Raw genomic sequence first — 23873 nt, 5'->3', positions numbered from 1 at the left:
TTCTGAAGAATTCTGAAAAAGGCGCCCATCGGGCGCCTTTTTTATTGCGCGGCGTTCTGTATTGAAGCGGTTTGCCCTATGGTGTTGGCTCACTCATGGGAGAAAAACAGATGCGCACATGTCTGGTGATGGGAGCGGCAGGATATATAGGGTCTTACCTGGTGCCCCACCTGCAAGGGCTGGGTTATCGGGTGATCGCCGGGGCTCGTCGTCCCTGCCGTCTGCCGCCGGGCGTGGAGTTTCGTCTCGCCGACAGCCTCAAGCCCATTACCCTGCTACCTGCGCTGGCGGGCATAGACACCGTCTTCTATCTGGTGCACGCCATGGGGGCCGGCGCCGATTTTCACCGGCTGGAGCAGCAGGGGGTGAAGAACTTCGCCGCCGCCGCCCGCGCCGCCGGGGTGCGTCGCATCATCTATCTGGGGGCCATCCAGCCCGAGCGCTGCAATAGCCGTCATCTCAACTCCCGCCGCCATTGTGGCGAGCTGTTTCGCGAGGCGGGTGTGCCGACGGTGGAGCTGCGCTCCGGCATCATCATAGGGCCGGGTTCGGCCGCCTTCGAGGTGATGCGGGATCTGGTGTTCAACCTGCCCATGATGGTCACGCCCAAGTGGGTGCGCTCCCGCACGCCGCCCATAGCGCTCTCCAACCTGCTGCACTACCTCGGCGGGCTGGTGGAGGTCGAGGGGGTGGATGGCCGGGTGCTCAACGCCGTCGGCCCCGAGCTGCTCAGCTATCAGCAGCAGTTGCAGAAGTTCGCCGCCCATATCGGCAAGCGCTGTCCCATCATCCCCATCCCGTTTCTGAGCCCCCGTCTCTCCGCCTGGTGGCTGCAATTCGTCACATCTGTGCCGCAACCCGTGGCCAAGGCGCTGGTGGGTGGCCTCAAGCACGACATCCCGGCCGATGACGGCCCGCTGCGGGCCCTGCTGCCGCAAACCCTGCTCAGCTTCGACGAGGCGCTCGGGGAGAGCCTGGCGCTGGAGCAGAAGCTGGGGGCCGAGCAGCAGGGGCAGGAGACGCCGCTGGGGCTGCGCTGGCGCCACCCCGAGTACGGCTTCTATGACCGCACCGCCAGCGGGGAGGCCATCTGTCTCGCTTCGCCCGAGGTGGTATGGCAGGTGTTGCAGCAGCTGGGGGGCGAGCAGCGCTACTTCTACATGAACGAGCTGTGGGTGGTGCGCGAATGGATGGATCACCTGATCGGCGGCCCTGCCCGCACCCGAGGCCGCACCAACCCGGATCGCTTCGTGAAGGGGGACATGCTGGACTCCTGGCAGATCCTCGGGGTCGACGAGGGGCGCAGGCTGGATCTGCTGTTCAACATGAAGGCCCCCGGAGTGGGGCGGCTGGAGTTCAACATACTGCCGGAGGAGTCCGGCCTGACCCGCATCAAGGTGACGGCCCACTGGCATCCTCAGGGGGCCTGGGGACTGGCCTACTGGCTCGCCATGCTGCCGTTTCATCTCTTCATCTTCCAGGGGATGACGGAGGCCATCGCCAGGCAGGCGGAGGCGAAAGCGGGCATCCCTGTGATGGGGTGAAACCATATCTATAACTAAATAGGTATTAGTGATTGGCATGACATGCTAATTACTGGCTTGTCAGTGGCGGCGAGGCGATACTTTCCTCTGTGAAAGCCCGATGGTTTTCTTTATGATCCCCAGCCCTCGCCCGCTGGCGAGCCAATGCACCACTCCATTCACTTCCGTATCGGGGTCCCCCATGTCCGATCTGCGTCACGATCTTCGTCAACAAGCACTCGATTACCATGCCCAGCCCGTACCGGGCAAGATTACCATCGCCCTCACCAAGCCCGCCGAGACAGCCCACGATCTGGCGCTGGCCTACAGCCCGGGTGTGGCCGAGCCGGTGCGCGAGATCGCCGCCAATCCCGATGATGCCTACCGCTACACCGGCAAGGGCAACCTGGTGGCCGTCATCTCCAACGGTACCGCCATCCTGGGACTGGGCAATCTGGGCCCGCTGGCGTCCAAGCCGGTGATGGAGGGCAAGGCCCTGCTGTTCAAGTGCTTCGCCGGCATAGACGCCATCGACATAGAGGTGAAGCACGAGACCAGCCAGCAGTTCATCGACACAGTGGCGGCCATCGCCGACACCTTCGGTGGCATCAACCTGGAAGACATCAAGGCGCCCGAGTGCTTCGAGATCGAGCAGGCGCTGATCGCCCGCTGCGACATCCCGGTATTCCATGATGACCAGCACGGTACCGCCATCGTCACCGCCGCCGGTCTGCTCAATGCGCTGGAAGTGCAGGGCAAGCGCATCGAACAGAGCCGCATCGTCTGCATGGGGGCCGGGGCTGCCGCCACCGCCTGCATGGACCTGCTGATCAAGTGCGGCGCCGCGCCGCACAACATCTTCATGCTCGATCGCCAGGGGGTGATCCACACAGGCCGCACCGATCTCAACCAGTACAAGCAGCGCTTCGCCAACGACACGCCGCTGCGCACCCTGATGGATGTCATTGAAGGGGCGGATGTGTTTGTCGGCGTCTCCGGCCCGGACGTGTTGCCTCCGGAGGCTGTGGCCCTGATGGCCCCCAACCCGGTGATCTTCGCCTGCTCCAACCCGGACCCGGAGATCAAGCCATCCCTGGCCCACGCGGTACGCGACGATCTCATCATGGGCACGGGCCGCTCGGATTATCCGAACCAGATCAACAACGTGCTCTGTTTCCCCTTCATTTTCCGCGGCGCGCTGGACGCCCGCGCCAGCCGCATCAACGATGCGATGAAGATAGCCGCGGTGGAGGCGATCCGCGGTCTGGTCAAGGAGCCGGTGCCGGCCGAGGTGCTGACCGCCGCCGGGGTGAGCGCGCTTTCCTTCGGCAAGGATTACGTCATTCCCAAGCCGATGGATGCCCGCCTGCTGCCACGGGTGGCCCGCGCCGTGGCGCTGGCGGCGGTAGCTTCCGGCGTGGCGCGCATCGCGCTGCCGGCAGATTACATGCTGAAATAAACTGGCGGTGCCATACCGACCACGACAGAAGGGGCCCCTGGGGGCCCCTTTTCATTACGGGAAGCTTGAGACGTCTTTATTTGGTCTTGGGAGCGACCTTGACGGCCGGTGCCTTGGCATGAGTCGCCTTGTGGTGCTTTTTCACCACCTTGGTCTGGGTCGCCTGGGGAGCGGCGGCCTTGGTGGGGGTGGCTGCCATGGTGAAGCCGGAGGTCAGGGCGAAGACAGCGGCCAGGCTCAGGGGGATCAGCTTGTTCATATTCCAGTTCCTCATTCGGGTTGATGACATGGAGCGTTTCTCCATGACTTCATCCTAGGGCCGTTCCGCTGGCGGTTCAGTGAGTGGCTGGTGACGGTTTGTATCCAAATGTACGGGCAGCTTCAGGCAGAAGCGGGCGCCGCTGCTGCTCGGCAGCAACTGCACCTCGCCGCCGTGGTGGCGGGCTATGCTGCGCACTATGGCGAGGCCGAGGCCGGCGCCGCCGGTACGGCGATCCCGGCTCTGATCCAGCCGCACGAAGGGCTCGAAGATCTGGGGTGCCAGCGCAGGATCTATGCCGGGGCCGTCGTCGGCCACCTCCAGCAGATAGTGATCCTGCTGCTGGCTCATGGCGAGGGTCACCCGGCTGGTGGCGTGGCGCAGGGCATTGCCGATGAGGTTCTCCAGCGCCCGGTCCAGCAATCGGGTATCGCCGCGCCAGGGCAGGGGATTGGCGGGGTGACTGAATTCGAGCCGGGTATGTGGCCGCAGCGCCTGCCAGTCCGGGAGACGGCTGCCGGCCCAGCCGGCCAGCTCCAGCTCGCTGCATTGCAGCGGCAGCTCGGGACGATCCAGCCTGGCGTAGGTGAGCATCTCCTCGATGAGGGCGTCCAGGGCCCCCAGATCGCGATCCAGCCCCTGTTGTTCCTCTGCCGATGGCTGCGGGTCCAGCATGGCGAGCCGGTAGCGCAACCGCACCAGGGGGGTGCGCAGCTCGTGGGCGATGGCATCGGTCAGCTGCTTGCGACTGGCCAGCATGGCCTGCAGCTGTTCCGTCATCTGATCGAAGGTGCGTCCCACCCGGCCCAGGCTGCTGCCGGCGGGCAGGCCGGTGCGGCTGGAGAGATCCCCGTCGCCGACCCGGCGGGCCGTCTGTTCGAGCCGTTGCAGGCCGCGCCAGTGCGGGCGCAGCCAGAGCAGGATCGGCAGACCCAGCGAGAGACCTATGGCCAGCAGCAGCCCTACATCGACCCAGTGCAGCTCGTGCAGGTAGGAGAGGTAGGGGACGGGGCCGACGATCAGCACCTGATCCGTCTCCGGGATGCGCTGCAGGAAGGTGTCATCCTCCTCGACTATGACTATGTTGCCCGCCTCGAGAAAGGCCTGATCCTCCTTGGCCAGCGGCTGGTTGGCGAGGGCCCCGATCTGCAGCGGCAGGGTGAGCTGGCGGCTCTGCTCCGCCATGCGGGCGGGCCAGTGTTCCGGCGGCAGGCGGGCCAGCTCGCCGGTGAGCAGGCCGAGGGAGCCTTGCATCATCCGCTCCAGATAGCGGTCACCCGCCCGCTCGGCGCTGACCTGATAGACGATGCCGACCAGCAGTATGGCCAGGGTGAAACAGCCGATCAGCAGCAGGTAGAACTGGATAAACAGGCGGCGCATGGGATCTTTCCTCTTTCCTGGATTGCGTCCGGGCGTTGCGTTTTTGCCCCCTCATCCCCCACACGGGGAGAAGGGAGCATCAAGCTCATTCCCAGGCGTGGGGCACCAGCAGATAACCCTTCTGGCGCACCGTCTTGATGCGGGTCGGGTTGTTGCTGTCATCCCCCAGCTTGCGGCGCAGGCGGGAGATGGCCACATCCATGCTGCGGTCCTGGCCATCGTAGTCGCGGCCACGCAGGCTGCGAAACAGCGCCTCCCGTCCCAGGATCTGGCCCGCATGACAGGCCAGCTCCCACAAGAGATCAAAATCGGCGGTGGAGAGGGGGATGCTGTCGCCATCGAGGCGCACATCCCGACCCGGCCCGTCGATCTGCAGGCGACCGAACTGCAGGCGCTGGGGCGGCGTACTGGCCACGGCTGTTTGCGGTGCCTGTCCCTGCTGGCGGAACTGGACCCGCAGCCTGGCCAGTAGCACGGGGGGCGGCGTTGTCTTGAGGATGTAGTCGTTGGCACCCAGCTCCAGGCTGAGGATCTGGTTCATGTCGCTGTCGAGGGAGGTGAGCATGACGATGGGGCCCTTGAAGCGCGGACGCAGATCCCGGCACAGGGAGAGGCCGTCCTGCCCCGGCAGCATGATGTCGAGCAGCACCAGGTCGGGCTGCTCGGCCAGAGCCCTGGCCAGCGCCAGGTCGCCTCTGGGCTCCAGCAGCACCTCCATGTCGTGGCGGGCAAGCCAGCTGCTGATGAGTTGGCCTATTTCGGGATCATCTTCAACAAAAAGAATGCGTTGCATTGTGGCATGACACCCAGGCTGTGGCGCGGATGCGCGTGCCGCCAGCATAACGGCTCCGGCCGCCGCGTGCACTGGGATAAATAATCAAACAGGGCCCGCGGGCCCTGTTCTTATCTTGCTTGTCGAGCGGGGAGCTGTGCCCTGGCGACATCAACCCGCCTTGCGCTTGAGATAGACCCCGGCTTCCATATGGTGGGTCCAGGGGAACTGATCGAACAGGGCGAAGCGGGCGATCTCGTGGGTTTCGCCCAGTACGACCATGTTGGCCTGCAGTGTCTCGGGGTTGCAGGAGATATAGAGGATGTTGTCGTACTCCTGTACCAACCGGACTGTGGCATCGTCGAGACCGGCGCGGGGCGGGTCGACGAAGATGGTGCTGCACTGGTAGGCGCCGAGATCGACCCCCTTGAGGCGGTTGAACTCCCGCTCGCCGCGCATCGCCATGGTGAACTCCTCGGCCGACATGCGCAGTATGATCAGGTTGTCGACACCGTTGGCGGCGATGTTGAACTGGGCTGAGTCCACGCTCGGCTTGGCGATCTCGGTGGCCAGCACCTTGCGGAAATTCTGTGCCAGGGCGATGGAGAAGTTGCCGTTGCCGCAGTAGAGCTCCAGCAGGTCACCCTCGCTGCCTTTGGTCACGTCCAGCGCCCAGCCCAGCATCTGCTCGTTGATGGCGGCGTTGGGCTGGGTGAAGCTGTTCTCCACCTGCTTGTAGACCAGCTCGCGACCCTGCACCGTCAGCCGCTCGATGACAAATTCCTCCCCCAGGCAGATCTTCTGCTTGTGGGCGCGGCCAATCAGTTGCAGCTCGAACCCCTGGGCCCGCAGGTCGGCCTGCAGCGCCTCGGCGGCTTGCTGCCACTCGCTTTCGAGCTTGCGATGGTAGAGCAGGCTGACGCAGATCTGGCCGGACTGGGTGGAGAGGTAGTCTATCTGGAACAGCTTGCGACGCAGCACGGGGTGCGGGCGAAGCCCCTCCAGCAGCACCGGCATCAGCTGGTTGATGAGGCGGCTGGCGGTGGGGAACTGGTCGACCCGGATGATCTCCTTGGTGGCCGGCGCATACATGCAGTGGAACAGGTCATCCCCTTCATGCCAGATGCGGAACTCGGCGCGCATCCGGTAGTGTTCGGCGGGGGAGGCGTGCACTTCCAGCGCAGGCAGGGTGAAGTCGGCGAACAGCCCGTTGAGGCGCTCGCGCTTCTCGTCGAGCTGGGCCTGGTAGTCGGCGGGAGTCCGCAGGGCCTGGGAGTCGGCGCCAGCTTGCTGGATTTGGGTCATGATATACCTCACATGCACACCGGCAGGGCCGGGTCGAAATCGGGGGAAGGCAACGGGCCACCCAAAGGGTGTGGATTTTAAAAGGCCATTGCAGATTGTCCAGTATTTTGTGGTCAAGAAGTGTTCAGTCAGGCCGATACCTGATCTACAGGCATGGTGGGAGGACACATTATGCAAATCGACGGCGTGGGCTCAGCCCAATCCAAGGGAGTGGGCGTTTCACCCAAGGCACCCCAACAGGCACAAGAGAAGCAGATCAGCAGCGCAGAGGAAGTCTCCCTGCACAAGCCGCCCAAGTGGGCCCAGGTGCTGATACAGCAGGCGTTGCAGTTTGCGCTGGAGATCAACGGTCAGGGTTATCAGGCACCCAAGGCACAGGAACCCGAGGAGATAACCCCGGAGACCCTGTTCGACTTCCAGTCGGTGGCGGACAACGTGCTGCAGTTCGTCACCGGACGGCTGGGCGCCGCCCGTGCGGACGGCAAGTCCGACGACGACCTGACCGGCATGATGGAGCAAGCCCGCAAGGGGGTGGACAAGGGTTTCGGCGACGCCAGGAAGCAGCTGGGCAAGTGGGCCACCGATAACGAAGACATCAAGACCGGTATCGATCAGAGCTACAAGCTGATCCAGAAGGGGCTCGACGAGTTCGAGAAGGAGTTCTTCGGCAAGGTCTCCTCCACCGACATGGGGCAGGCCGAGATGGCCAGTCGCCAGCAGGGTTCGCTGGAGATCCAGACCAAGGATGGCGACAAGGTGGTGCTGCGCTTCAATGACAGCTGGCAGACCAAGTCCCAGAAAGATGACAGCGGCAGCCAGTTCAGCCTCAAGTCGAGCCAGAGCTTCAGCTTCTCGCTGGAGGGGGATCTCAGCAGCGAGGAGATGGACTCCATCGGCAAGCTGGTCAAGGGGATCGACGATCTGGCGGGGAATTTCTTCTCCGGCAACTTCGAGGATCTGCTGAAGAAGGCGGGTGACCTGCAACTGGATGACAGCCAGCTTGCCTCCTACTCCCTCAAGCTCAAGCAGAGCGTCAAGCTGAGCCAGACCTACCAGGGAGCCCACTCGCTGCAGGATCTCCTCAAGCCGCTGGCGGACTATCTGCCCAAGCTCGATCAGGTGCAGCAACAGGCGGATGCCCTGCTGCCGGAATCGCAGCAGCAGGCGCTGACCCCTGCGGTGCTGGCGGCCCGCGGCCAGAGCGAACCGGCTCAGGTCAACAGCTTCACCAGCTTCAACCAGCGGATGCTGGAGGCGCTGCGAATGATAGGCCAGTTCCAGCCTGCGACCGAGCCTGCCAGCAAGAGCGTCTGAGTCGGCATCGCCCGGCTCAAGCCATAAGCTGCCGTTTGCCAGCTCCCCCAGGGGCTGGCAAACTGGCTCTTTTCCCAATCCGGCTACCTTATGAACCCCAAGAAGCCCAGAGACAAGCGCGAGCTCTGCTACCCCTTCATCTTCGAAACCCAGTTCCAGTGTGATTACGAGATCGCCACCGATGAGCTTTGCTGTCAGGTGGGGGCCGTACTCGCCCAGTTGCCAGTGGCAGAGGGAACCCGGGAGGTGGTGGCCGATCTGGGGGCCTTGCAGCGGCTCATCTACAACCTCAACGGTTCGGTACGGGGCAAGCTCGGTATTTTTGAAGAGGATCTGGCGTGGTTGAAAACGCGGTATGACCACTACAACGAGGCGAGCCGCGGCCGGGTCACGGGTTTTGTCTTGCCCCAGGGGCCCCAGCCCATTCCCACCCTGCATCTGTGCCGCTGCGGCAGCAAGAAGGTGGTGCGGCTGCTGGTGCGCCTCGAGGAGAGCGGCGTCCGCTTCGATCCCATCCTCTATCGCTTCGCCAACCTGCTGGCCAACTTCTTCTTCGTGCTGACCGTCTACCTCAAGCAGTTGTGGCAGGTGGAAGAGGTACCCTACGTCAGCATCAATTACTGACCAAGTGGCTGAAAATGCTTTTATTTTTCTGAAAGATAAAAGACGATCCAGCCATGCCGTTGCAATCTGGATGGCACCGATAGCGGAGCGGGGGAAGTCATGACGACGATTCATCTCAGTGGCAGTTCATTCTTGATGCCGGGCAACCTGGCCTGGCGGTCGCTGGCTGCCCACGGCGAGGTGCAGGTCGCACCCCATGGGCAGTGGCTGCAAACCCTGATGACTCCAGCCGAAGAGATCGCCGCCCAGACTCACATCATCATCTGGCTGTGGGAAGATCTGGTGCCGGCACAGACGCTGGCCGGGTGGAGCGGTTTGGCACAAGAGGCGCAGCAGCTGGCTGTGGCCGCCTTGGTCGCATCACTCTGCCAGCCCCTGCAACAGCGTCTGCTGCGCCGGCCGCAGGACCATCTGCTGGTCGGGGTCTGCAGCCGTTCCCCTGCCTCCGTATTTGGCGCGGCGCCCTCCGCGCTTGCCTGTCTGGCCGGTGAATTTGAGTGTCAGCTTGCCCATTTGCGGCAGCAGTATTCCGGCTTGGATGACCTGCACCTGCCGCTCTGGTTGCAACAGCAGGGTCGCCACCACTGTTTCGACAACCGCAATCACTACCTGATGTCCTGCCCCTTCTCCATGGCCGGGTTGGCCAGTCTGGCGCAGTGGATTGCCCCCTTGCTGCAGCGGCTGCACAGGCCAGCTCACAAGGTGCTGGTGCTCGATTGCGACAATACCCTGTGGGGAGGCGTGGTCGGCGAAGATGGCGTGGGGGGCGTCCTGCTGGGGCAGGATGGGGTGGGGCGTCTCTATCAGGCTTTCCAGCAGGCCGCCTGCTACTGGCACGGGCAGGGCGTCATATTGGCGCTCTGTTCCAAGAATCTGGCCGACGATGTGTGGCGGCTGTTCGATCAGCATCAGGGCATGGTGCTTGAGCGCCGGCACATAGCCGCGGCCGAGATTGGCTGGGAGCCCAAGTCCGCCGGCCTGCGACGCCTGGCTGCGCGGCTCAATGTGGGGCTGGACAGCCTGGTGTTCTGGGATGACAGCGAGCTGGAGCGTGCCGAGGTGCGTGCCAATTGCCCCGAGGTTACCGTCATCACGCCCCCTGCCGAGCTTTGGGGCTGGCCTGATGCATTGATGACGCTCGCCGAGCTGCAGAGCCGCCACCAGAGCCATGATGACAGCTTGCGCCAGGGCTCCTATCTGGCACAGGCAGAGGCGAATGCGGTGCGCCAGCAACTGGGCGACGAACACGCCTTCTTGCAACAGTTGGGGCTACGAGCGAGCTGGCAACCGCTCACCCAGAGCAATCAGCTGCGGGCCGAGCAGCTGAGCCAGAAGACCAACCAGTTCAATCTCTCCGCCCGGCGTTATCAGGCGGGTGAACTGGCACAGCTTGCCAGTACGCAGGGCGAGGTCTGGCTGGCATCACTGCAAGACACGTTTGCCGATCACGGCATGACGGCCCTGTTGGTGGTGCGCCCACTCGATGACGGAAAGGCGCTGCTGGATACCCTGGCCATCAGCTGTCGGGTGCTGGGGCGAGGTTTCGAATACTGGCTGCTCGCCCAACTGGCTGCCCGACTGATGGCAAAGGGCGTTGACCAACTGGTGATAAGCCTGGTACCCACGGATCGCAACCAGCCGGCGCGGGATTTTCTGGCGACCCTGCCGACCCGGCCGATAACCACTCCAGCGGGATTGACGCCGCTGGTGGACGAGATGTTCCTCTGCCTGGATCTCCCCTCTCTTTCTCTCCCGTTTCTGGAGTTTTATGCCAATGAATGACCTCATCGCGCTGGTTCGCCAGCAATTTCCCCAGGCCAGCATCAACGAGCAGGCCACCCTCGGTTTCGGCAGCTTTCCCGAGTGGGACTCCCTGGGTCACTTCAATCTGCTGCTGCTCATCGAACAGCACTTTGCCGTGCGGTTCGAGCCGCAGGAGCTGGCCGAGCTGAAGAGCCTGGCCGATATCAGACAGGCTCTGCTGCGCAAAGGGGTTGCCGAGTGAAACAGGCCATCGAACAGGCGCTGAGCGAGCTGGGGATCCCCAAGGGGAGTGCCCTTATGGTGCACTCGGACGCCATGGTCGTGGCCCAGTTTCCCGGTATGGGCAATGCCCAGGGAATAGCCGCCTTCTGGATGCACCTGGAGCAGTGGCTGGCGGGTGATCTGCTGGTGCCAACCTTCACCTACAGCCCCATGGCGGGTGAGTGCTTCGACCCGGCCCTCACCCCGAGCAAGGTGGGGCTGATGACGGAGGTGTTCAGGCAGCGTGACGGCGTGACCCGCACGCGGGATCCCATCTTCAGCGTGGCGATCAGCGGCCCCCACGGGGCCGAGCTGGCGGCCCGTGAGTGTCACGACTGCTTCGGTCAGGAGAGCCCGTTTGGCTGGCTGGCGGAGCAGGATGGCTGGTTGCTGGGATTGGGCTGTCATCCAGACAGGATCACCTTCACCCACTATGTGGAGCAACGGCTGGCCGTGCCCTATCGCTATCACAAACTGTTCGAGGGACAGGTGTGCGTTGCCGGCGCCTTGCGCGACTGGCAGGCCGACTACTATGTGCGGGATCTGGCGCTGGCCAGCGAGATCGATCTCTCCCGGCTGGTGGCCTTGCTGCAGGAAAGGGGCGCCTGGCATCAGACCCTGTGCCAGCGAGTGCCGGTCTGGGCCGTGTCCTGCCACGATTTCATCCTGGCCGCCAGTGAGTTGGTGGCGACGGCGCCATACGCCCTGATCCGGGCAGGAGGAACTTCTCATGCAATTTGACCATATAGGTCTGGTGGTGCCGGATCTCGCCAGCGGTGAGGCCTATTGCCGGGAGGTGTTGGGGCTGAGCCGCTTCTCGGTGGCGGTGGAAGATCCTTTGCAGAAGGTATGGGTGCAGTTCGTGCACGATGAGGGCGGACTTTGCTACGAGCTGGTGGCGCCGGCGACAGAGGATAGTCCTGTGACCCAGGTGCTCAAGACCCGGCGCAACGTCATCAATCATCTGGCCTATCGGGTGCCCTGCCTCGCTGAGAGTGCCGCCAGACTGCGGGATCAGCGTCACCTTCCCCTCGGCCCCAGCCAGCCGGCCATCGCCTTCGGCGGTGCCCACGTCCAGTTTTTCCTGAGCCCCCTTGGCCATATAGTCGAGTTGATCGAGGCACCTGTCATATGAGTTCTTCTCACAAGAGCGACTATCTGCCCACAGACTGGGATGACCAGGCGCAGATCGGCGAGCAGCTGCATCGCCTGCTGACCCTGCTGTTCCCCCTCAACCGCAGCCTGACCGGTGATGGCGTGCGCCAGACTCTGGCCCTGATGCGCCAGCACTGCCTGCCTGATCTGCAGATCCGGGAGGTGGCCAGCGGCACCGAATGTTTCGACTGGACTGTGCCCGATGAGTGGAACGTACAGCAGGCCTACATAGTGGGGCCGGACGGTCGCAAGGTGGTGGATTTCAAGGATCACAACCTGCATCTGGTGGGCTATTCGGAGCCGGTGCGCTGCACCCTCTCGCTGGCCGAACTGCAGCCCCATCTGCACTCCCTGCCCGAGCAGCCGGACGCCATTCCCTATGTGACCTCCTACTACAAGCGTCGCTGGGGCTTCTGCCTGCCGCACAAGGTGCGCGAGGCGCTGCCGGAGGGGGATTATGAGGTGGTGATCGATGCCAGCCTGGCGCCCGGCTCGCTCACCTATGGCGACTGGGTGCTGCCGGGAGAGAGCGAGCAGGAGATACTGCTGTCCAGCTACACCTGTCACCCCTCCATGGCCAACAACGAGCTGTCAGGCCCCTGTGTCGGGGTCTTCCTGATGGCCTGGCTCGCCTCCCTGCCAAAGCGCCGTTACAGCTATCGATTGATGCTGGTGCCCGAAACCCTGGGGGCCATCGTCTATCTCTCCCGCCATCTGGATCACCTCAAGCGGCACACCCTGGCCGGCTTCAACCTGACCTGTCTGGGCGATGAGCGCAGCTACTCCTTCCTGCCCTCACGCCAAGGCAACAGCCTGGCCGATCGCATCGGCCGTCATGTGCTTGGCCACCTGGCGCCGGGTTACAAGGCTTACAGCTTCCTGGAGCGAGGCTCCAACGAGCGCCAGCTGTGCGCCCCCGGCATCGATCTGCCGGTCACTACCCTGATGCGCAGCAAATATGGCTGCTATGCCGAGTACCACACCTCGCTGGATGATCTCTCGCTGGTGACCCCGGCTGGTCTGGCGGGCGGCTTCCTGGCGTTGCGCCGGGCCATCGAGTGTCTGGAGCTGGACGAGCGCTGCGAGGTCACAGTGCTGGGCGAGCCCCAGCTGGGCAAGCGGGGTCTCTATCCGGATCTGTCGACCCGCTATTCGGGCTGGCAGGTGAGGGAGATGATGAATCTGCTGGCCTACAGCGATGGCCAGCTGACCCTGTTCGAGATCGCCGAGACCATAAAGGTGCCTTTCTGGCGGGTGGCACCACTGGCCAGCATGCTGCTGGAAGCCGGGCTGCTGCGTCGCCTCAGCCAGCGACCGGATTACTCGATCACCAGATAGGCCGGCCCCGGGTTGTGCGGGGTACGGCGGATGGCGTAGCGATCCAGTCCCAGCACCTCCTTGAGGGCCAGGGTCTCCCCTGGAAAGGCGGGCCAGTTCAGCTCATCGAATGCCAGCACGGATCCCTTGGTCAGATGCGGCTTGATGAGCTCGAGACAGCGGCGGGTCGGTTCGTAGAGGTCAAAGTCAAAATAGGCCAGCGCTATCATGGTCTCCGGCTGACGGGCCAGATAGGCGGGCAGCGTCTCGGTCACATCCCCCTTCACCAGCTCGTGCTTGACGATGTGACCCAGCGGACTCTCGGCCTCATGGGCGGCGAGCAGCTGCGCCAGGTGCTGTTCATAGTCGGGTGTGACGCCATAGGCGCCCGGCTGGATGGCCGCATCGGATCCGTCCTGCGGAGCGTGGGAGGGAAAGCCGCTGAAGGTGTCGAATCCCACCAGCTTGCGATTGTAGTTGTAGGGCTCGTACATGCCGCGAAACGAGGAGAAGAGCGCCAGGTTCTGACCCCAGCGGGTACCGAAATCCATGATGACGCCGTGTACCGGAATGATCTTCTGGTAGAGCTCGTGCATGAACAGGATGCGGGAGAGCGACTGGCGCTTGAGGTAGAGGCCCAGATTGTTCTGCAGCTCGGCCGGGGGCAGCGGGCTGGCGCGCAATAGCTCGCTGAACGTCTGGCGACGAGACAGCTCCTCGTCGGAGGCATTGGAAATAGCCTTGATCATGAAACGTCTCCTGCTGTGGTGGGGGCGGAAGGGGTCGTCAGGGTATGCACCAGTTCATATTCGAGGTAATCGGCCAGCCCCAGCCAGTCTTGTCGCTCCTGGCTGCGGAGCAGGGCGGCTATCAGCTCGGGGGGCAGGCTGCCCCGTGCGGTGAGGGCCTCCTGCAGCAAACCGGGCAGGGTCTGGCTCGCGGCAAGCGACTGCCCCAGCCTGAACTGGTGTGCCAGCGCCCTGATGCGGGTTGTCAGGCCATTACTCATGACAGGTACTCCGGGTGGTAGCTGCAGCCCGCGATCTCGGCCCCTTCCCGGCTGCTGTTCCAGAAATGCACCTCGGGATGGCGCGCTATGTATCGCTCAAGTTCGGTGCGATAGGCGGAGAAGTTAGGGTTGGTCTTGACCCGGCGCCCGTGCCCGTCGAGGGTCCAGCTGAGTGCCTGGCTGGCAGTGGGGCCGAGCGCCCCATCCGCCCATCCTGAGTGGGTGAGCTCGCCGGGGAAGGCAAAATCCGTCCCCAGCAGTATGACCTGCTGGCAGCCCATCTGTACGGCAAGATCCACGGCGGGATGAATGACGCTGCCGCCCGAGTGCAGGGTTCCCTTGGGGATCTCCTGCCTCAGTGTCTGGTACATGGGACTGCGGGAATAGGCTGCCTTGCGCGGCCCCTGCCAGGCCAGCAGGGCTGCCGTCGGGACTGTGGGGTAGTAGACCAGGGTGGTCTGGGCCGATTGGTCGGCCGGCAACCGGCTGCCGTGGATGGCGTCATCTATGGTGACCACTATGTCTGGCCGGATGCCGTGGCGCAGCAAAAAAGCGAGCGCTGTGTCGACGCTGATCAGCAGATAGTCCTGACGCCGGGTCTGCAACTGGGCCTGCAAGGTGGCCAGATTGGTTTGCAGGGTCGGGCCGCTGGCGACGATCAGGGCATGTTTGCCTCGCGCCAGCCCGAACAGGCTGGCCACGTCGCCATCGCTTGCCAGCAGTGGCCGGTTCTCGGCCAGCCGGCGGGTCACCGCCGGATGCTCGGCATCGAACCTGGCGCTGGCAAACGGCAGCTCTATCTCGCTCACCAGCCTGTCCCGGATGCGGGCGGCGGCGTCTTCCACCAGCAGCAACTCGGGCGGCAGGGCGAAGAAGGGCAGACGGATTTCGCTCTCGTCCCCCGCCATCATCAGTTCGACCCTGGGGTCTGCCAGCCACTCCTGCTGGTCCAGCAGCCGCAGCACCAGCGCAAACAGGGCGCCATTCATGATCTTCACTTCCAGCCGCTTGAGGCCGCTGCGGCCCAGCAGGGCGCGCGGCAGATCGCCGAGCCCGGTACCGTAGAGGTGCAGCACGGCCACCTCGGGCAGGCTGGCAGCCTGCAGCTCGGCCTCTTGCACCCTGTCATGACGACTGGTGAGCTGGATGCCGTCGATGCTGAGGGTCGAGCCCAGCCCTTCGGTCAGCTCGGCCTGGATGCTCTCCACGTCCTGCGCCAGCAGACGGGGCCAGAGGGCTGGCCAGCGCTGGCTGATCAGCCTGCCGTGCTGGGCGAACAGTTCGTCACTCATCTTTGTCTATCCACTCCCAGCTCAGCGGCTGATTGGCTGCCATGTCGCGGCTGACCCGCTTGCCGATGAGTCGATCGTAATCGGCAGGGGGCAGGCCGAGGGCGGGGCGCACCGACTTGATGTGGGCGGCGGTGAGCGCCTCTCCGGCCGCAATATCTTTGACCAGATAGAGGGAGCGGCGAAAGGCGCGGTTGCCCTGCTCGCTCTGGGTGAGCTGGTAGTCGGCCACCCCGAGCGCCGCATGGGCGGTGTTGACCGAGGCAATGAGCTCGGTGAGTTCGGCCGGTTCCATGGAGAAGGCGCAATCCGGTCCGCCGTCGGCGCGGGCCAGGGTGAAGTGTTTCTCGATGAGGGTTGCCCCGAGCGCGGTGGCGGCGATGGCGGTGGCCGATCCCAGGGTGTGATCCGAGAGCCCCACCTCGACGCCGAAGCACTGGCGCAGCATGGGGATGGTGCGCAGGTTGTATTCGGCCGCCGGCGCCGGATAGCCGCTGACGCAGTGCAGCAGCGCCAGCTGGCCGCTGCCATGCTTGAGCGCCATCTCGACGGCGGCGGCGATCTCGGCCTCGTTGGCCATGCCGGTGGACATGATGAGCGGCTTGCCGGTCTGGGCGGCGTAGCGGATCAGGGGCAGGTCCACCAGCTCGAAGGAGGCAATCTTGTAGGCCGGGCAGTCGAGGGATTCCAGCAGATCCACGGCGCTGAAATCGAACGGACTGCTGAATACCGTCAGTCCCAGCTCGCGCCCCTTGGCAAACAGGGCCTGATGCCACTCCCACGGCGTGTGCGCCCACTCGTAGAGGTCGTACAGACTGTGACCATCCCACAGGCCGCCGTGGATCTGGAACTCGGGTCTGTCGCTTTTGAGGGTGATGGTATCGGGTCTGTAGGTCTGCAGTTTGACTGCACTGGCTCCGGCCGCCTTGGCGGCGGTCATGATGGCCAGCGCGCGTTCCAGGTTGCCGTTGTGGTTGGCCGAGAGCTCGGCGATCACGTAGGGCGCCTGCGCCGGGCCTATGGATTGATGGGCGATCTGCATCTGTGGTCAGGCTCCTGTGCCAAGTTGCCAGCCTTGCGGCACCGGCTGCCAGGGGGCAGGGGGCGCTATCTGCGGTGGCTCGGCAAGATAGAGGGGAAATTGGGAGAAAATGCTTTGCAAGCGATGTGCCAGCTCTTGCCACTCTTGTGCCAGAAGTGGTTGCCGGGCCTGCCATGCCAGCCGCGGGCCGCCCAGGGTCAGGGTGAGCAGATGTTTGTCATCCTGGTGGAACTGCCACTGCTGGCCATCAGGCTCCAGCTGGTAATCGGCTTGGGGCAGCAGCCAGGCGGTGAGGCGATCCAGCCCCAGGCCATCTACCTGTTGCTGGCCGCGCTGGCGATAGTCATCGGCCTGTCGCTCCAGCCGCTGCAGGGCCTGCAGCAGCCGCGCCGGCTCGGCCAGCTCGCTCAGCGTCAGCCGCTCGGCCAGCTGGAAGCGGGCTATCACTTGATCGTTGAACTGCTGGTTGTCGACTATGGGCACCGCCAGGGTCGGCAGGCCGAGGCAGGCTCGTTCCCAGGTCATGCCGCCGGCGGCGCCGATGGCGAAGTCATGCTGATTCATCAACTGCGCCATCTGATCGCTCTGGCGCAGCAGCACTATCTTGAGCTCGGACAGCTCGGCCACCCTCTGCTCCAGCTCGGGCCAGAAGGGGTTGGCACCGCCTGCTACCAGGGTCCACCGGATGGTTCGCGCCCAGGGCAAGCGGGCCAGACTGTTGAGGGTAGTGAGGCAGGCACCGGCCGGGTCGGCGCCGCCGAAGCAGATGAGCCCTCGCTGCCACTGGCTGGTTTGTTGACGTGCCAGCTGGCGATAGGCGGGCCTCAGCAGGGCATAGTCGGTGCCAAGCAATAGTCGGCAATCGGCCGGGATCAGCGGTTGGTAATCGGCGGCTGTGCGCAGTGGTCCCTGATCCAGCAGCAACTGGCAGTGGTGCGGGCGATCGGCCAGATCGTCGATCACCAGCAAGCGGCCACAGTGGATCGCCAGTTTTTGTTCGACCATGTGGTCAATTTGGTAGTGATCGAACACCAGCCAATCGGGCCGCAAGCCAGGCAGCGGGCCGGCGTCGTCCAGCGCGCTCAGGGAATGATGGTGATGGGGCTGCAGCAGCGGCAGCAGATGTGCGGGCAAGTCGTGGCAGAGAAAGTGGCACTCGGCCCCTGCCGCCCGCAGCCGATCGGCGATGGCCAGGCAGCGCATCAGGTGGCCCAGCCCTATTTCGGCGCCGGCATCGAGCCGGAAGGCGACGTTAAACGCCATCCTGGCTCAGCACCCGATAGAGCAGTTCGGCCAGGTGCCAGTCTTCCGGCGTATCTATGTCGACCACCCTGTGCCTCGGCAGAATATGGCCGATCCCTTCCCCGCCTACCGGGCTTATGCCCCCCAGCCAGGCCGCGCGGCTGCCCCAGTAGAACTGGCCGGCATCCTGGTAGGCGGGCTCCAGATCCTGGGATCGTTTCGCCATCTGCTCCGGCCAGAAGGGGGTGACTCTGCCCTGTGCGTCCATGCGCACCGCCCGCTGGATGGGGAAGCCGAATTCGGCCACCGTGTAGACGAAGGGCGCCTGGCTGGCGAGCAGGCGGTCGTGGGCGGCGCTCAGATCGCTGGCCTGAATGAGAGGCACAGTGGCATAGATGCAGCAGTAGTATTCCGCCTGCATGCCGAGATCGTCGAGTCGCCGGATGGCATCGATCACCACCGGGGTGGTGCCGGTATGATCGTCGGCCAGGCTGGCGGGGCGCAGGAAGGGCACCTCGGCGCCGAGTTGGCGGGCAACGTCGGCGACCTCCTCATCATCGGTGGAGACCACAATTCGGCTGAAGCAGCCTGCCGCCCGGGCCGCCTGAATGGCGTAGGCGAGCATGGGCTGGCCGCAGAAGGGGCGGATATTCTTGCGGGGAATGCGCTTGCTGCCGCCCCGGGCCGGAATGATGGCGATGGCCATGGTGCTCTCTCCCTGAGGGACGGGATCTGGCATCCCCGTCCGGATAATTGCTGACAACTCTTTGATTATTTTTGAGATTATACCGAGTTTTCATCTTATATTATTGAGCTTTGCTACGGAATCGCCCTGCTATGGTCGATAACATGGGCAAGTGATGGGAAGTGGGTGGTATTGAGCATGAGTTATGGTGTCGAGCTGCGCCCGGTTCAGCCGTGGGACTTGCCCACCCTGAGGCGCTGGCGCAATCAGGATGAGGTACGGCTGCAGATGGTCGAACAGGCGCTCATCTCCCCCCGCCAGCAGCGACAGTGGTTTGCCAGCAGCCGTGAGCGGCCGGATCAGCAGCACTGGGTGCTCTGGTGCCGGGGTCAGCGGGCAGGCTACGTCAACCTTAAAGGGGAGACACGGCAATCGCTGCAAGGGCAGCCGGTGGCTGACGCCGGCCTCTATCTGGGCACCTCCAGCGTGCGCCATCCCATGCTGGCCGTTGCCGCCGCCCTGTCCCAGCTCGATCAGGGTTTCGATACCTTCGAGCTCGGCTGCATCCGCACCCTGGTGCGCGCGGGCAACGGCGCCGCCCTGCGCCTGAACGAGCAGCTGGGTTATCGCCAACATGGGCAGGAGGGCGACTTTCTCGCCCTTGAACTGCAACCCGCCGATTATTATGCCGCCCGTGAACGGCTACGGAGATTTTTCAGATGACTACAGCGTTGGAACAGGTTTTCGCCGATGCCCTCGGCATAGACGTCGGCACCGTCAGCGACGGGCTGGCTTACAACAGCATTCCCCAGTGGGACTCCGTCGCTCACATGGGCCTGATCGCCCAGCTGGAGGATTGCTACGGCGTCCTGCTCGATACCGATGACATCATCGACATGAGCTCGGTCGCCAAGGCGCGGGAGATCCTCGCCAAATACGGGGTCGCCCTCTGATGCAGGAGCTGCTGCAGGGCAAGCGGGCGCTGATCACGGGGGCCGGGCGCGGCATTGGTCTCGCCATCGCCCGCCAGTTTGCCGCGCAGGGGGCCGAACTCTGGCTGGGGGGCCGCGATGAAGCGGCCATGAGCCAGCTGGCGGCCGCCCTCGGCGCCGAGTTCGGCGTCCCCTGCCAGCCGCTCTGTTTCGACGTGGCCGAGCCGCAGGCGGTCAAGCAGGCCTTTCAGCAGCTGTTTGCCCGGACCCGTCAGCTGGATGTGCTGGTCAACAATGCCGGGATACTGGAAGAGGGGCTGCTCGGTATGGTCAATCAGGCCCAGCTGGAGCAGACCTTCAGCCATAACACCTTCAGCGTTGTCTATTGCAGCCAGTACGCCGCCCGCCTGATGCAGCGCAGCGGTGGCGGCAGCATCATCAATCTGGCCTCCCTGATGGGCCGGGTGGGCGCCGCCGGGCTCAGCAGCTATGCCGGCAGCAAGGCGGCGGTGATCGGCATCACCCAGTCGCTGGCCAAGGAGCTGGCCGCCAGCCAGATCCGGGTCAACGCCATAGCCCCCGGCTTCATCGATACCGAGATGGCGCGTGCCATCCCGGACCAGAAGTTCGCCGAGCGTCTCGCCAGCATCGCCATGGGGCGGATCGGCACGCCGGACGAGGTGGCCAGGGTAGCGCTGTTCCTCGCCTCCGACCTGTCGAGTTACGTGACCGGTCAGGTCATAGGCGTGGATGGAGGCATGTTGGTCTGATGAAGCAACGCCATCCTCTACTCGCCCATCTGCATGAGGATAACCCGGCGCCGGCCTGGCGGGATCCGCTGGATGGCTGGCTCTCCTACGGCGAGCTGGCACGGCGGGTGATGCAAGTGGCAGAGACTTACCCGAGTGAGCGCAGCCTCGTCTATCTGCCCTTCTTCACCCGTACCTCCCACCTGCTGCATTATCTGGCCGCCCTCAGGCTGGGACATGCTGTGATGCTGGCAGATCCCGCCCTGCCATTGGCCCAGCATCAGGCCAGCTGCCAGCAGTTCGCCGTGACTTGCCGGGTAAATGAAGCAGGGGAGTTGATCCGTCTCAGGGATACAAGCCCACTGTTGCACCCCGAGCTGGTGGTGCTGTTGCCTACCTCGGGCAGTACCGGCAGTGCCAAGTGGGTGCGCCTATCGGGCCGCAATCTGGCGGCCAACGCCGCCTCCATCGCCGACTATCTGGCGCTGACGGCGGCCGAGCGGGCCATCACCAGCCTGCCGCTGTTCTACTCCTATGGCCTCTCGGTGCTCAACAGCCATCTGCTGGTGGGTGCCTCCCTGGTGCAGAGCGAGGGGAGCGTGCTGGAGCGCGACTTCTGGCAGCAGATCGAGCAGCACGGCGTGAGCAGTTTTGCCGGGGTGCCCTTTACCTATCAGATGCTGGCCCGGCTGCGCTTTGACTGGGCCCGGTATCCCTCCCTGCAGACCCTGACCCAGGCGGGGGGGCGACTCGAACCCGCGCTGGCGCAGCAATTTGCCGAACAGGCGCTGCGGCTGGGGCGGCGCTTCTTCGTCATGTATGGCCAGACAGAGGCCACCGCCCGCATGGCCTGGCTGGCGGCGCACGAGGTGGTCACCCATCCGGATGCCATCGGCCGCGCCATTCCCGGCGGCCACTTCTCCCTGCGCGAGCTGGAGGGGGGCAAGCCCGGGGAGGGGGAACTGGTCTATCGCGGCGACAACGTCATGCTGGGCTATGCCACTACCGTCGAAGATCTGGTGCAGGGCGCCCTGCTGCAGGAACTGGCCACCGGCGATCTGGCTCGCAGTGACGAGGCGGGCCGCTACTACATCTGTGGCCGTCTCAGTCGTTTTCTCAAGTTGTTCGGCAAGCGGATCAGCCTGGCAGAGGTCGAGAGCCAGCTCCATCGCTGGGGCTGGTCGGGGGCTTGTGGCGGGCGTGATGACAGCCTGCTGGTGGTCGTCGAACCCCATGACGAACTGACGGCCGACGGCTTGCAGCGTGAGCTGGCGCAGTGGTTACAGGCACCGCCACGGGCGGTGCGGGTGATACAGGTGGCACAGCTGCCGCGCACCGCCAACCACAAGATTGACTATGCCGCCCTGACCAGACTGGCGGAGGAGGCGTGATGGAAAGCTTGCTCGCCGCCCCCATCTTCGACCTGCCCCAGGCCGCCAAACAGGCGCTGTTGCTGGCGCGGCTCAATGCCCTGACCCGTCACCATGTCGAGCACTGTCCCCCTTATGCCAATGTGCTGCATGCCTTCGGCTGGACGACTGACGCTGCCGATTATGGCGCTCTGCCCTATCTGGCGGCCCGGCTGTTCAAGCTGGCCCAGTGGCAGAGCGTGCCCGAGGCTGAGGTGTTCAAGGTGCTCACCTCGTCGGGCACCACGGGAGCGCCGTCACGGATAGTGCTGGACCGGGAGACCGCAGCGTTGCAGAGCAAGGTGCTGGTGAAGATACTGCAGGAGTTTGTCGGCAAGCAGCGGCTGCCCATGCTGCTGGTGGAGCAGCCCGCCCTCATCCAGAACCGCAACGGCTTTTCGGCGCGTGGTGCAGGTGCCCTGGGGCTCTCCTTTCTCGGCCGGGACCACACCTATGCCCTCGACGAGCAGATGCGGCCCAACTGGCCGGTGATAGAGGCATTTTGCGACAAATACGCAGGTCAGCCTGTGCTGCTGTTCGGCTTTACCTTCATGGTCTGGCAATGCCTGCTGGAGCCCCTGCGCGAGCGCGGACTGCACCTGCCCTTTGAGCAGGGCATTTTGTTTCACAGCGGCGGCTGGAAGAAGCTGCAGCATCTGGCGGTGGACAATCCCGCCTTCAAGGCGCGTTGCCGCGATCAGCTGGGGCTGGGCCGGGTACACAACTTCTATGGCATGGCGGAGCAGGTGGGCTCCATCTTCGTCGAGTGCGAGCAGGGGCACCTGCATGCCCCCGTGTTTGCGGATGTACAGGTGCGGGATCCGCTTACCCATCAGCCGCTTGGGGTCGGTCAGCCCGGTTTATTGCAGGTGCTCTCCGCCATTCCCGGCAGTTATCCCGGCCACAGCCTGCTGACCGAGGATCTCGGCGTGCTGCTGGGGGAGGATGACTGCCCCTGTGGCCGCCATGGCAGTTATTTTCAGGTATCAGGACGCCAGCAAGGCGCCGAGGTGAGGGGATGCAGCGACACCTTCCAGTGACGCCGCCGCAGGCGGTAGAGGGGCTTTGGTTGACGGGGCCCGACGTCAGCTTCGTGGCACCGGCTGCCAGCTGGCAGACGTTTTGCCCGCAGCCGCTGCCCTGTTTTGCCCCCGTCATCTGCGACTTCGTGGCGGCTCTGTCGGCCCGCCTGCAGCAGGAGGGGCGGCGTCATCCCGATCTGGCCGCGTTCGGCTTCTGGCTGCGGCCGCGCCAGCTGGCCAGAGAGCGGCAACGGCTGCAGGGGCGGGGGCCGGTGGGCGTCACGTTTCACCTGGTGCCCTCCAACGTACCGACAGTGGCCTTCTACTCCTGGCTGATGGCCCTGCTGATGGGCAATCCCTGCGTGGTGCGGTTGTCGTCGCGCCGCGACCCGGTACAGGATGCCATGCTGGCCATACTGAACGACCTTTTCAGCCAGGTTGAGTGGCAGGGGATCGCCACCCGCACCCGCTTCATTCGCTATGGTCACGACGAAGGCACCACCGCCTGGTTGTCGGCCCGCTGCCGGCTGCGCATCATCTGGGGCGGCGACGAAACCATCCGCCAGGTGCGGGCCATTCCTCTCTCCCCAAGTGCACAGGAAATGGTATTTCCGGATCGCCGCTCCATGGCGGTGCTCGACAGCCACTGGCTGGCCGGGCTGGATGCTGTGGGCTGGCAACAGACCCTGGGTGCCCTGCAACAGGATTGCACCCGTTTCAATCAACAGGCCTGCGCCTCCCCCACTACCCTCTGCTGGCTGGGCGAGCCCGACGAAGCGTTGCGCCGCCGTCTGCTGGAGGCCCTGTTTGCGCCCTTTGCCGACGATCCCGCTCTGGTGATGGAGCGGCTCATCCACAGTCAACAAAATGCCGCCCTGGACGGTGAGATGCAGCTGAGCACATTCCCGGGTGTCACCTTATTGACTCCAGCCGCTTCTCTGCGGCTCGCACACGTCGGAGGAGGTACAGTCGCCGAGTTTGTGGCCGATACCCTGAATGAGCTGCTGTTGCAGCCGTGGGATATGCAGACCTGTGTCTGGGTCGGTGCACACAAGGCGCAGCTTGAGGATGCCTTGCCGAATGCGCCCACCTGCCGCATAGACAGGGTGGTGGTGGCGGGACAGGCGCTGGCATTCGAGTGGCACTGGGATGGCATCGACATGCTGCACGTTTGCAGCCGTGGCCTCGTCCAGCATGAATAATCGGGTGTGGCTCACATAAATCCCGCAGCTTCAATGGATTAGCTTGGTCAGGCATATCTCTTGCAGTAAAACCTGACAGAGAGGGGGGAAGGGTTGACAGGGACCGTGCGGTAGCCTTGCCCATTTTCTCCCATCAGCTTCTTTTCTACTCATCTTCTC

Annotated in this window: 25 protein-coding genes; 15 read left to right on the top strand and 10 right to left on the bottom strand. The window is 64.2% G+C overall.

What is annotated here, in order from left to right:
- The first annotated feature begins 110 nt into the window (after window positions 1-110).
- Both AACQ95_RS19160 and AACQ95_RS19155 read left to right on the top strand, forming a co-directional pair.
- Window positions 111-1544, top strand: coding sequence for a DUF2867 domain-containing protein (locus AACQ95_RS19160; RefSeq protein ID WP_043142986.1), 1434 nt, complete (start codon window positions 111-113; stop codon window positions 1542-1544).
- 181 nt (window positions 1545-1725) lie between these two features.
- The gene (locus AACQ95_RS19155) at window positions 1726-2982 is read left to right on the top strand and encodes a malic enzyme-like NAD(P)-binding protein (protein WP_241279391.1); all 1257 of its coding nucleotides are present in this window, start codon (window positions 1726-1728) and stop codon (window positions 2980-2982) included.
- A 76-nt stretch (window positions 2983-3058) separates the two neighbouring features.
- Here the strand turns inward: AACQ95_RS19155 and AACQ95_RS19150 are convergent, their stop codons facing one another.
- From AACQ95_RS19150 to trmA, 4 genes are all read right to left on the bottom strand, one after another.
- Window positions 3059-3241, bottom strand: a complete 183-nt coding sequence (locus AACQ95_RS19150; protein ID WP_021138483.1) for a hypothetical protein — start codon at window positions 3239-3241, stop codon at window positions 3059-3061.
- Window positions 3242-3295: 54 nt separating this feature from the next.
- A complete protein-coding gene (gene rstB, locus AACQ95_RS19145; protein ID WP_241279390.1) occupies window positions 3296-4621 on the bottom strand; it encodes a two-component system sensor histidine kinase RstB in 1326 nt (441 codons plus the stop codon).
- Window positions 4622-4706: 85 nt separating this feature from the next.
- Window positions 4707-5414 (bottom strand): two-component system response regulator RstA, encoded by a 708-nt coding sequence (rstA, locus tag AACQ95_RS19140; RefSeq protein ID WP_043142902.1) that lies wholly within the window; start codon window positions 5412-5414, stop codon window positions 4707-4709.
- Between the two features lie 150 nt (window positions 5415-5564).
- Window positions 5565-6698: a tRNA (uridine(54)-C5)-methyltransferase TrmA gene (gene trmA, locus AACQ95_RS19135; protein ID WP_241279388.1), complete on the bottom strand. Its 1134-nt coding sequence runs from the start codon at window positions 6696-6698 to the stop codon at window positions 5565-5567.
- Between the two features lie 171 nt (window positions 6699-6869).
- Here trmA and AACQ95_RS19130 point away from each other — a divergent pair, with 171 nt between their 5' ends.
- From AACQ95_RS19130 to AACQ95_RS19100, 7 genes are all read left to right on the top strand, one after another.
- Window positions 6870-8012, top strand: a complete 1143-nt coding sequence (locus AACQ95_RS19130) for a DUF5610 domain-containing protein (protein ID WP_241279386.1) — start codon at window positions 6870-6872, stop codon at window positions 8010-8012.
- Between the two features lie 90 nt (window positions 8013-8102).
- The gene (locus AACQ95_RS19125) at window positions 8103-8636 is read left to right on the top strand and encodes an ATP--cob(I)alamin adenosyltransferase (RefSeq protein WP_098981476.1); all 534 of its coding nucleotides are present in this window, start codon (window positions 8103-8105) and stop codon (window positions 8634-8636) included.
- A 99-nt stretch (window positions 8637-8735) separates the two neighbouring features.
- Window positions 8736-10418, top strand: coding sequence for an HAD-IIIC family phosphatase (locus AACQ95_RS19120; protein WP_241279384.1), 1683 nt, complete (start codon window positions 8736-8738; stop codon window positions 10416-10418).
- Entirely contained in the window at window positions 10411-10641 is a 231-nt protein-coding gene (locus tag AACQ95_RS19115; RefSeq protein ID WP_241279382.1) for an acyl carrier protein, read from the top strand. The genes AACQ95_RS19120 and AACQ95_RS19115 overlap by 8 nt, the downstream gene beginning before the upstream one ends.
- A complete protein-coding gene (locus AACQ95_RS19110; RefSeq protein ID WP_241279380.1) occupies window positions 10638-11402 on the top strand; it encodes an AAC(3) family N-acetyltransferase in 765 nt (254 codons plus the stop codon). Before AACQ95_RS19115 ends, AACQ95_RS19110 begins: the two co-directional genes overlap by 4 nt.
- Entirely contained in the window at window positions 11392-11796 is a 405-nt protein-coding gene (locus AACQ95_RS19105) for a VOC family protein (RefSeq protein ID WP_043554225.1), read from the top strand. The genes AACQ95_RS19110 and AACQ95_RS19105 overlap by 11 nt, the downstream gene beginning before the upstream one ends.
- On the top strand, window positions 11793-13154 hold the full coding sequence (locus tag AACQ95_RS19100) for a DUF4910 domain-containing protein (protein ID WP_241279378.1): 1362 nt from the start codon (window positions 11793-11795) through the stop codon (window positions 13152-13154). Before AACQ95_RS19105 ends, AACQ95_RS19100 begins: the two co-directional genes overlap by 4 nt.
- On the opposite strand, the gene AACQ95_RS19095 is transcribed toward AACQ95_RS19100, so the two are convergent.
- The 6 genes from AACQ95_RS19095 to pseF are packed head-to-tail and all read right to left on the bottom strand — an operon-like array spanning window position 13136 to window position 18421.
- Complete coding sequence (locus tag AACQ95_RS19095) at window positions 13136-13882, bottom strand: class I SAM-dependent methyltransferase (RefSeq protein ID WP_098981488.1); 747 nt, start codon at window positions 13880-13882, stop codon at window positions 13136-13138. The two genes, AACQ95_RS19100 and AACQ95_RS19095, sit on opposite strands and share 19 nt — an antisense overlap.
- Window positions 13879-14142: a hypothetical protein gene (locus tag AACQ95_RS19090; RefSeq protein ID WP_241279375.1), complete on the bottom strand. Its 264-nt coding sequence runs from the start codon at window positions 14140-14142 to the stop codon at window positions 13879-13881. Before AACQ95_RS19090 ends, AACQ95_RS19095 begins: the two co-directional genes overlap by 4 nt.
- Window positions 14139-15434, bottom strand: a complete 1296-nt coding sequence (locus AACQ95_RS19085; protein ID WP_241279373.1) for a motility associated factor glycosyltransferase family protein — start codon at window positions 15432-15434, stop codon at window positions 14139-14141. The genes AACQ95_RS19090 and AACQ95_RS19085 overlap by 4 nt, the downstream gene beginning before the upstream one ends.
- On the bottom strand, window positions 15427-16473 hold the full coding sequence (pseI, locus tag AACQ95_RS19080; RefSeq protein ID WP_241279371.1) for a pseudaminic acid synthase: 1047 nt from the start codon (window positions 16471-16473) through the stop codon (window positions 15427-15429). Before pseI ends, AACQ95_RS19085 begins: the two co-directional genes overlap by 8 nt.
- A 6-nt stretch (window positions 16474-16479) precedes the next feature.
- Window positions 16480-17736, bottom strand: coding sequence for a UDP-2,4-diacetamido-2,4,6-trideoxy-beta-L-altropyranose hydrolase (gene pseG, locus AACQ95_RS19075; protein ID WP_241279369.1), 1257 nt, complete (start codon window positions 17734-17736; stop codon window positions 16480-16482).
- On the bottom strand, window positions 17726-18421 hold the full coding sequence (gene pseF / locus AACQ95_RS19070) for a pseudaminic acid cytidylyltransferase (protein ID WP_241279367.1): 696 nt from the start codon (window positions 18419-18421) through the stop codon (window positions 17726-17728). Before pseF ends, pseG begins: the two co-directional genes overlap by 11 nt.
- Before the next feature lie 165 nt (window positions 18422-18586).
- On the opposite strand from pseF, the gene AACQ95_RS19065 reads away from it, so the two are divergent.
- Genes AACQ95_RS19065 through AACQ95_RS19040 form a run of 6 tightly spaced genes read left to right on the top strand, consistent with a single transcriptional unit; the run spans window position 18587 to window position 23714 of the window.
- Window positions 18587-19123, top strand: coding sequence for a GNAT family N-acetyltransferase (locus AACQ95_RS19065; RefSeq protein ID WP_241279365.1), 537 nt, complete (start codon window positions 18587-18589; stop codon window positions 19121-19123).
- Window positions 19120-19353 carry an acyl carrier protein gene (locus tag AACQ95_RS19060; protein ID WP_005318271.1) on the top strand — a complete coding sequence of 78 codons (234 nt, stop codon included), beginning with the start codon at window positions 19120-19122 and terminating at the stop codon, window positions 19351-19353. Before AACQ95_RS19065 ends, AACQ95_RS19060 begins: the two co-directional genes overlap by 4 nt.
- Window positions 19353-20102, top strand: a complete 750-nt coding sequence (locus AACQ95_RS19055; protein WP_241279364.1) for an SDR family NAD(P)-dependent oxidoreductase — start codon at window positions 19353-19355, stop codon at window positions 20100-20102. Before AACQ95_RS19060 ends, AACQ95_RS19055 begins: the two co-directional genes overlap by 1 nt.
- A complete protein-coding gene (locus tag AACQ95_RS19050) occupies window positions 20102-21472 on the top strand; it encodes an AMP-binding protein (protein WP_241279362.1) in 1371 nt (456 codons plus the stop codon). Before AACQ95_RS19055 ends, AACQ95_RS19050 begins: the two co-directional genes overlap by 1 nt.
- A complete protein-coding gene (locus AACQ95_RS19045) occupies window positions 21472-22530 on the top strand; it encodes a LuxE/PaaK family acyltransferase (RefSeq protein WP_241279360.1) in 1059 nt (352 codons plus the stop codon). The genes AACQ95_RS19050 and AACQ95_RS19045 overlap by 1 nt, the downstream gene beginning before the upstream one ends.
- The gene (locus tag AACQ95_RS19040) at window positions 22509-23714 is read left to right on the top strand and encodes an acyl-CoA reductase (protein WP_241279358.1); all 1206 of its coding nucleotides are present in this window, start codon (window positions 22509-22511) and stop codon (window positions 23712-23714) included. Before AACQ95_RS19045 ends, AACQ95_RS19040 begins: the two co-directional genes overlap by 22 nt.
- The last annotated feature ends 159 nt before the right edge of the window (window positions 23715-23873 follow it).

This window comes from Aeromonas sp. MR19 (assembly GCF_963899305.1).
Lineage (GTDB): Bacteria > Pseudomonadota > Gammaproteobacteria > Enterobacterales > Aeromonadaceae > Aeromonas > Aeromonas bestiarum.
The sequence above is the reverse complement of the archived record's forward strand: the minus strand, read 5'-3'. Positions and strand labels throughout refer to the sequence as shown.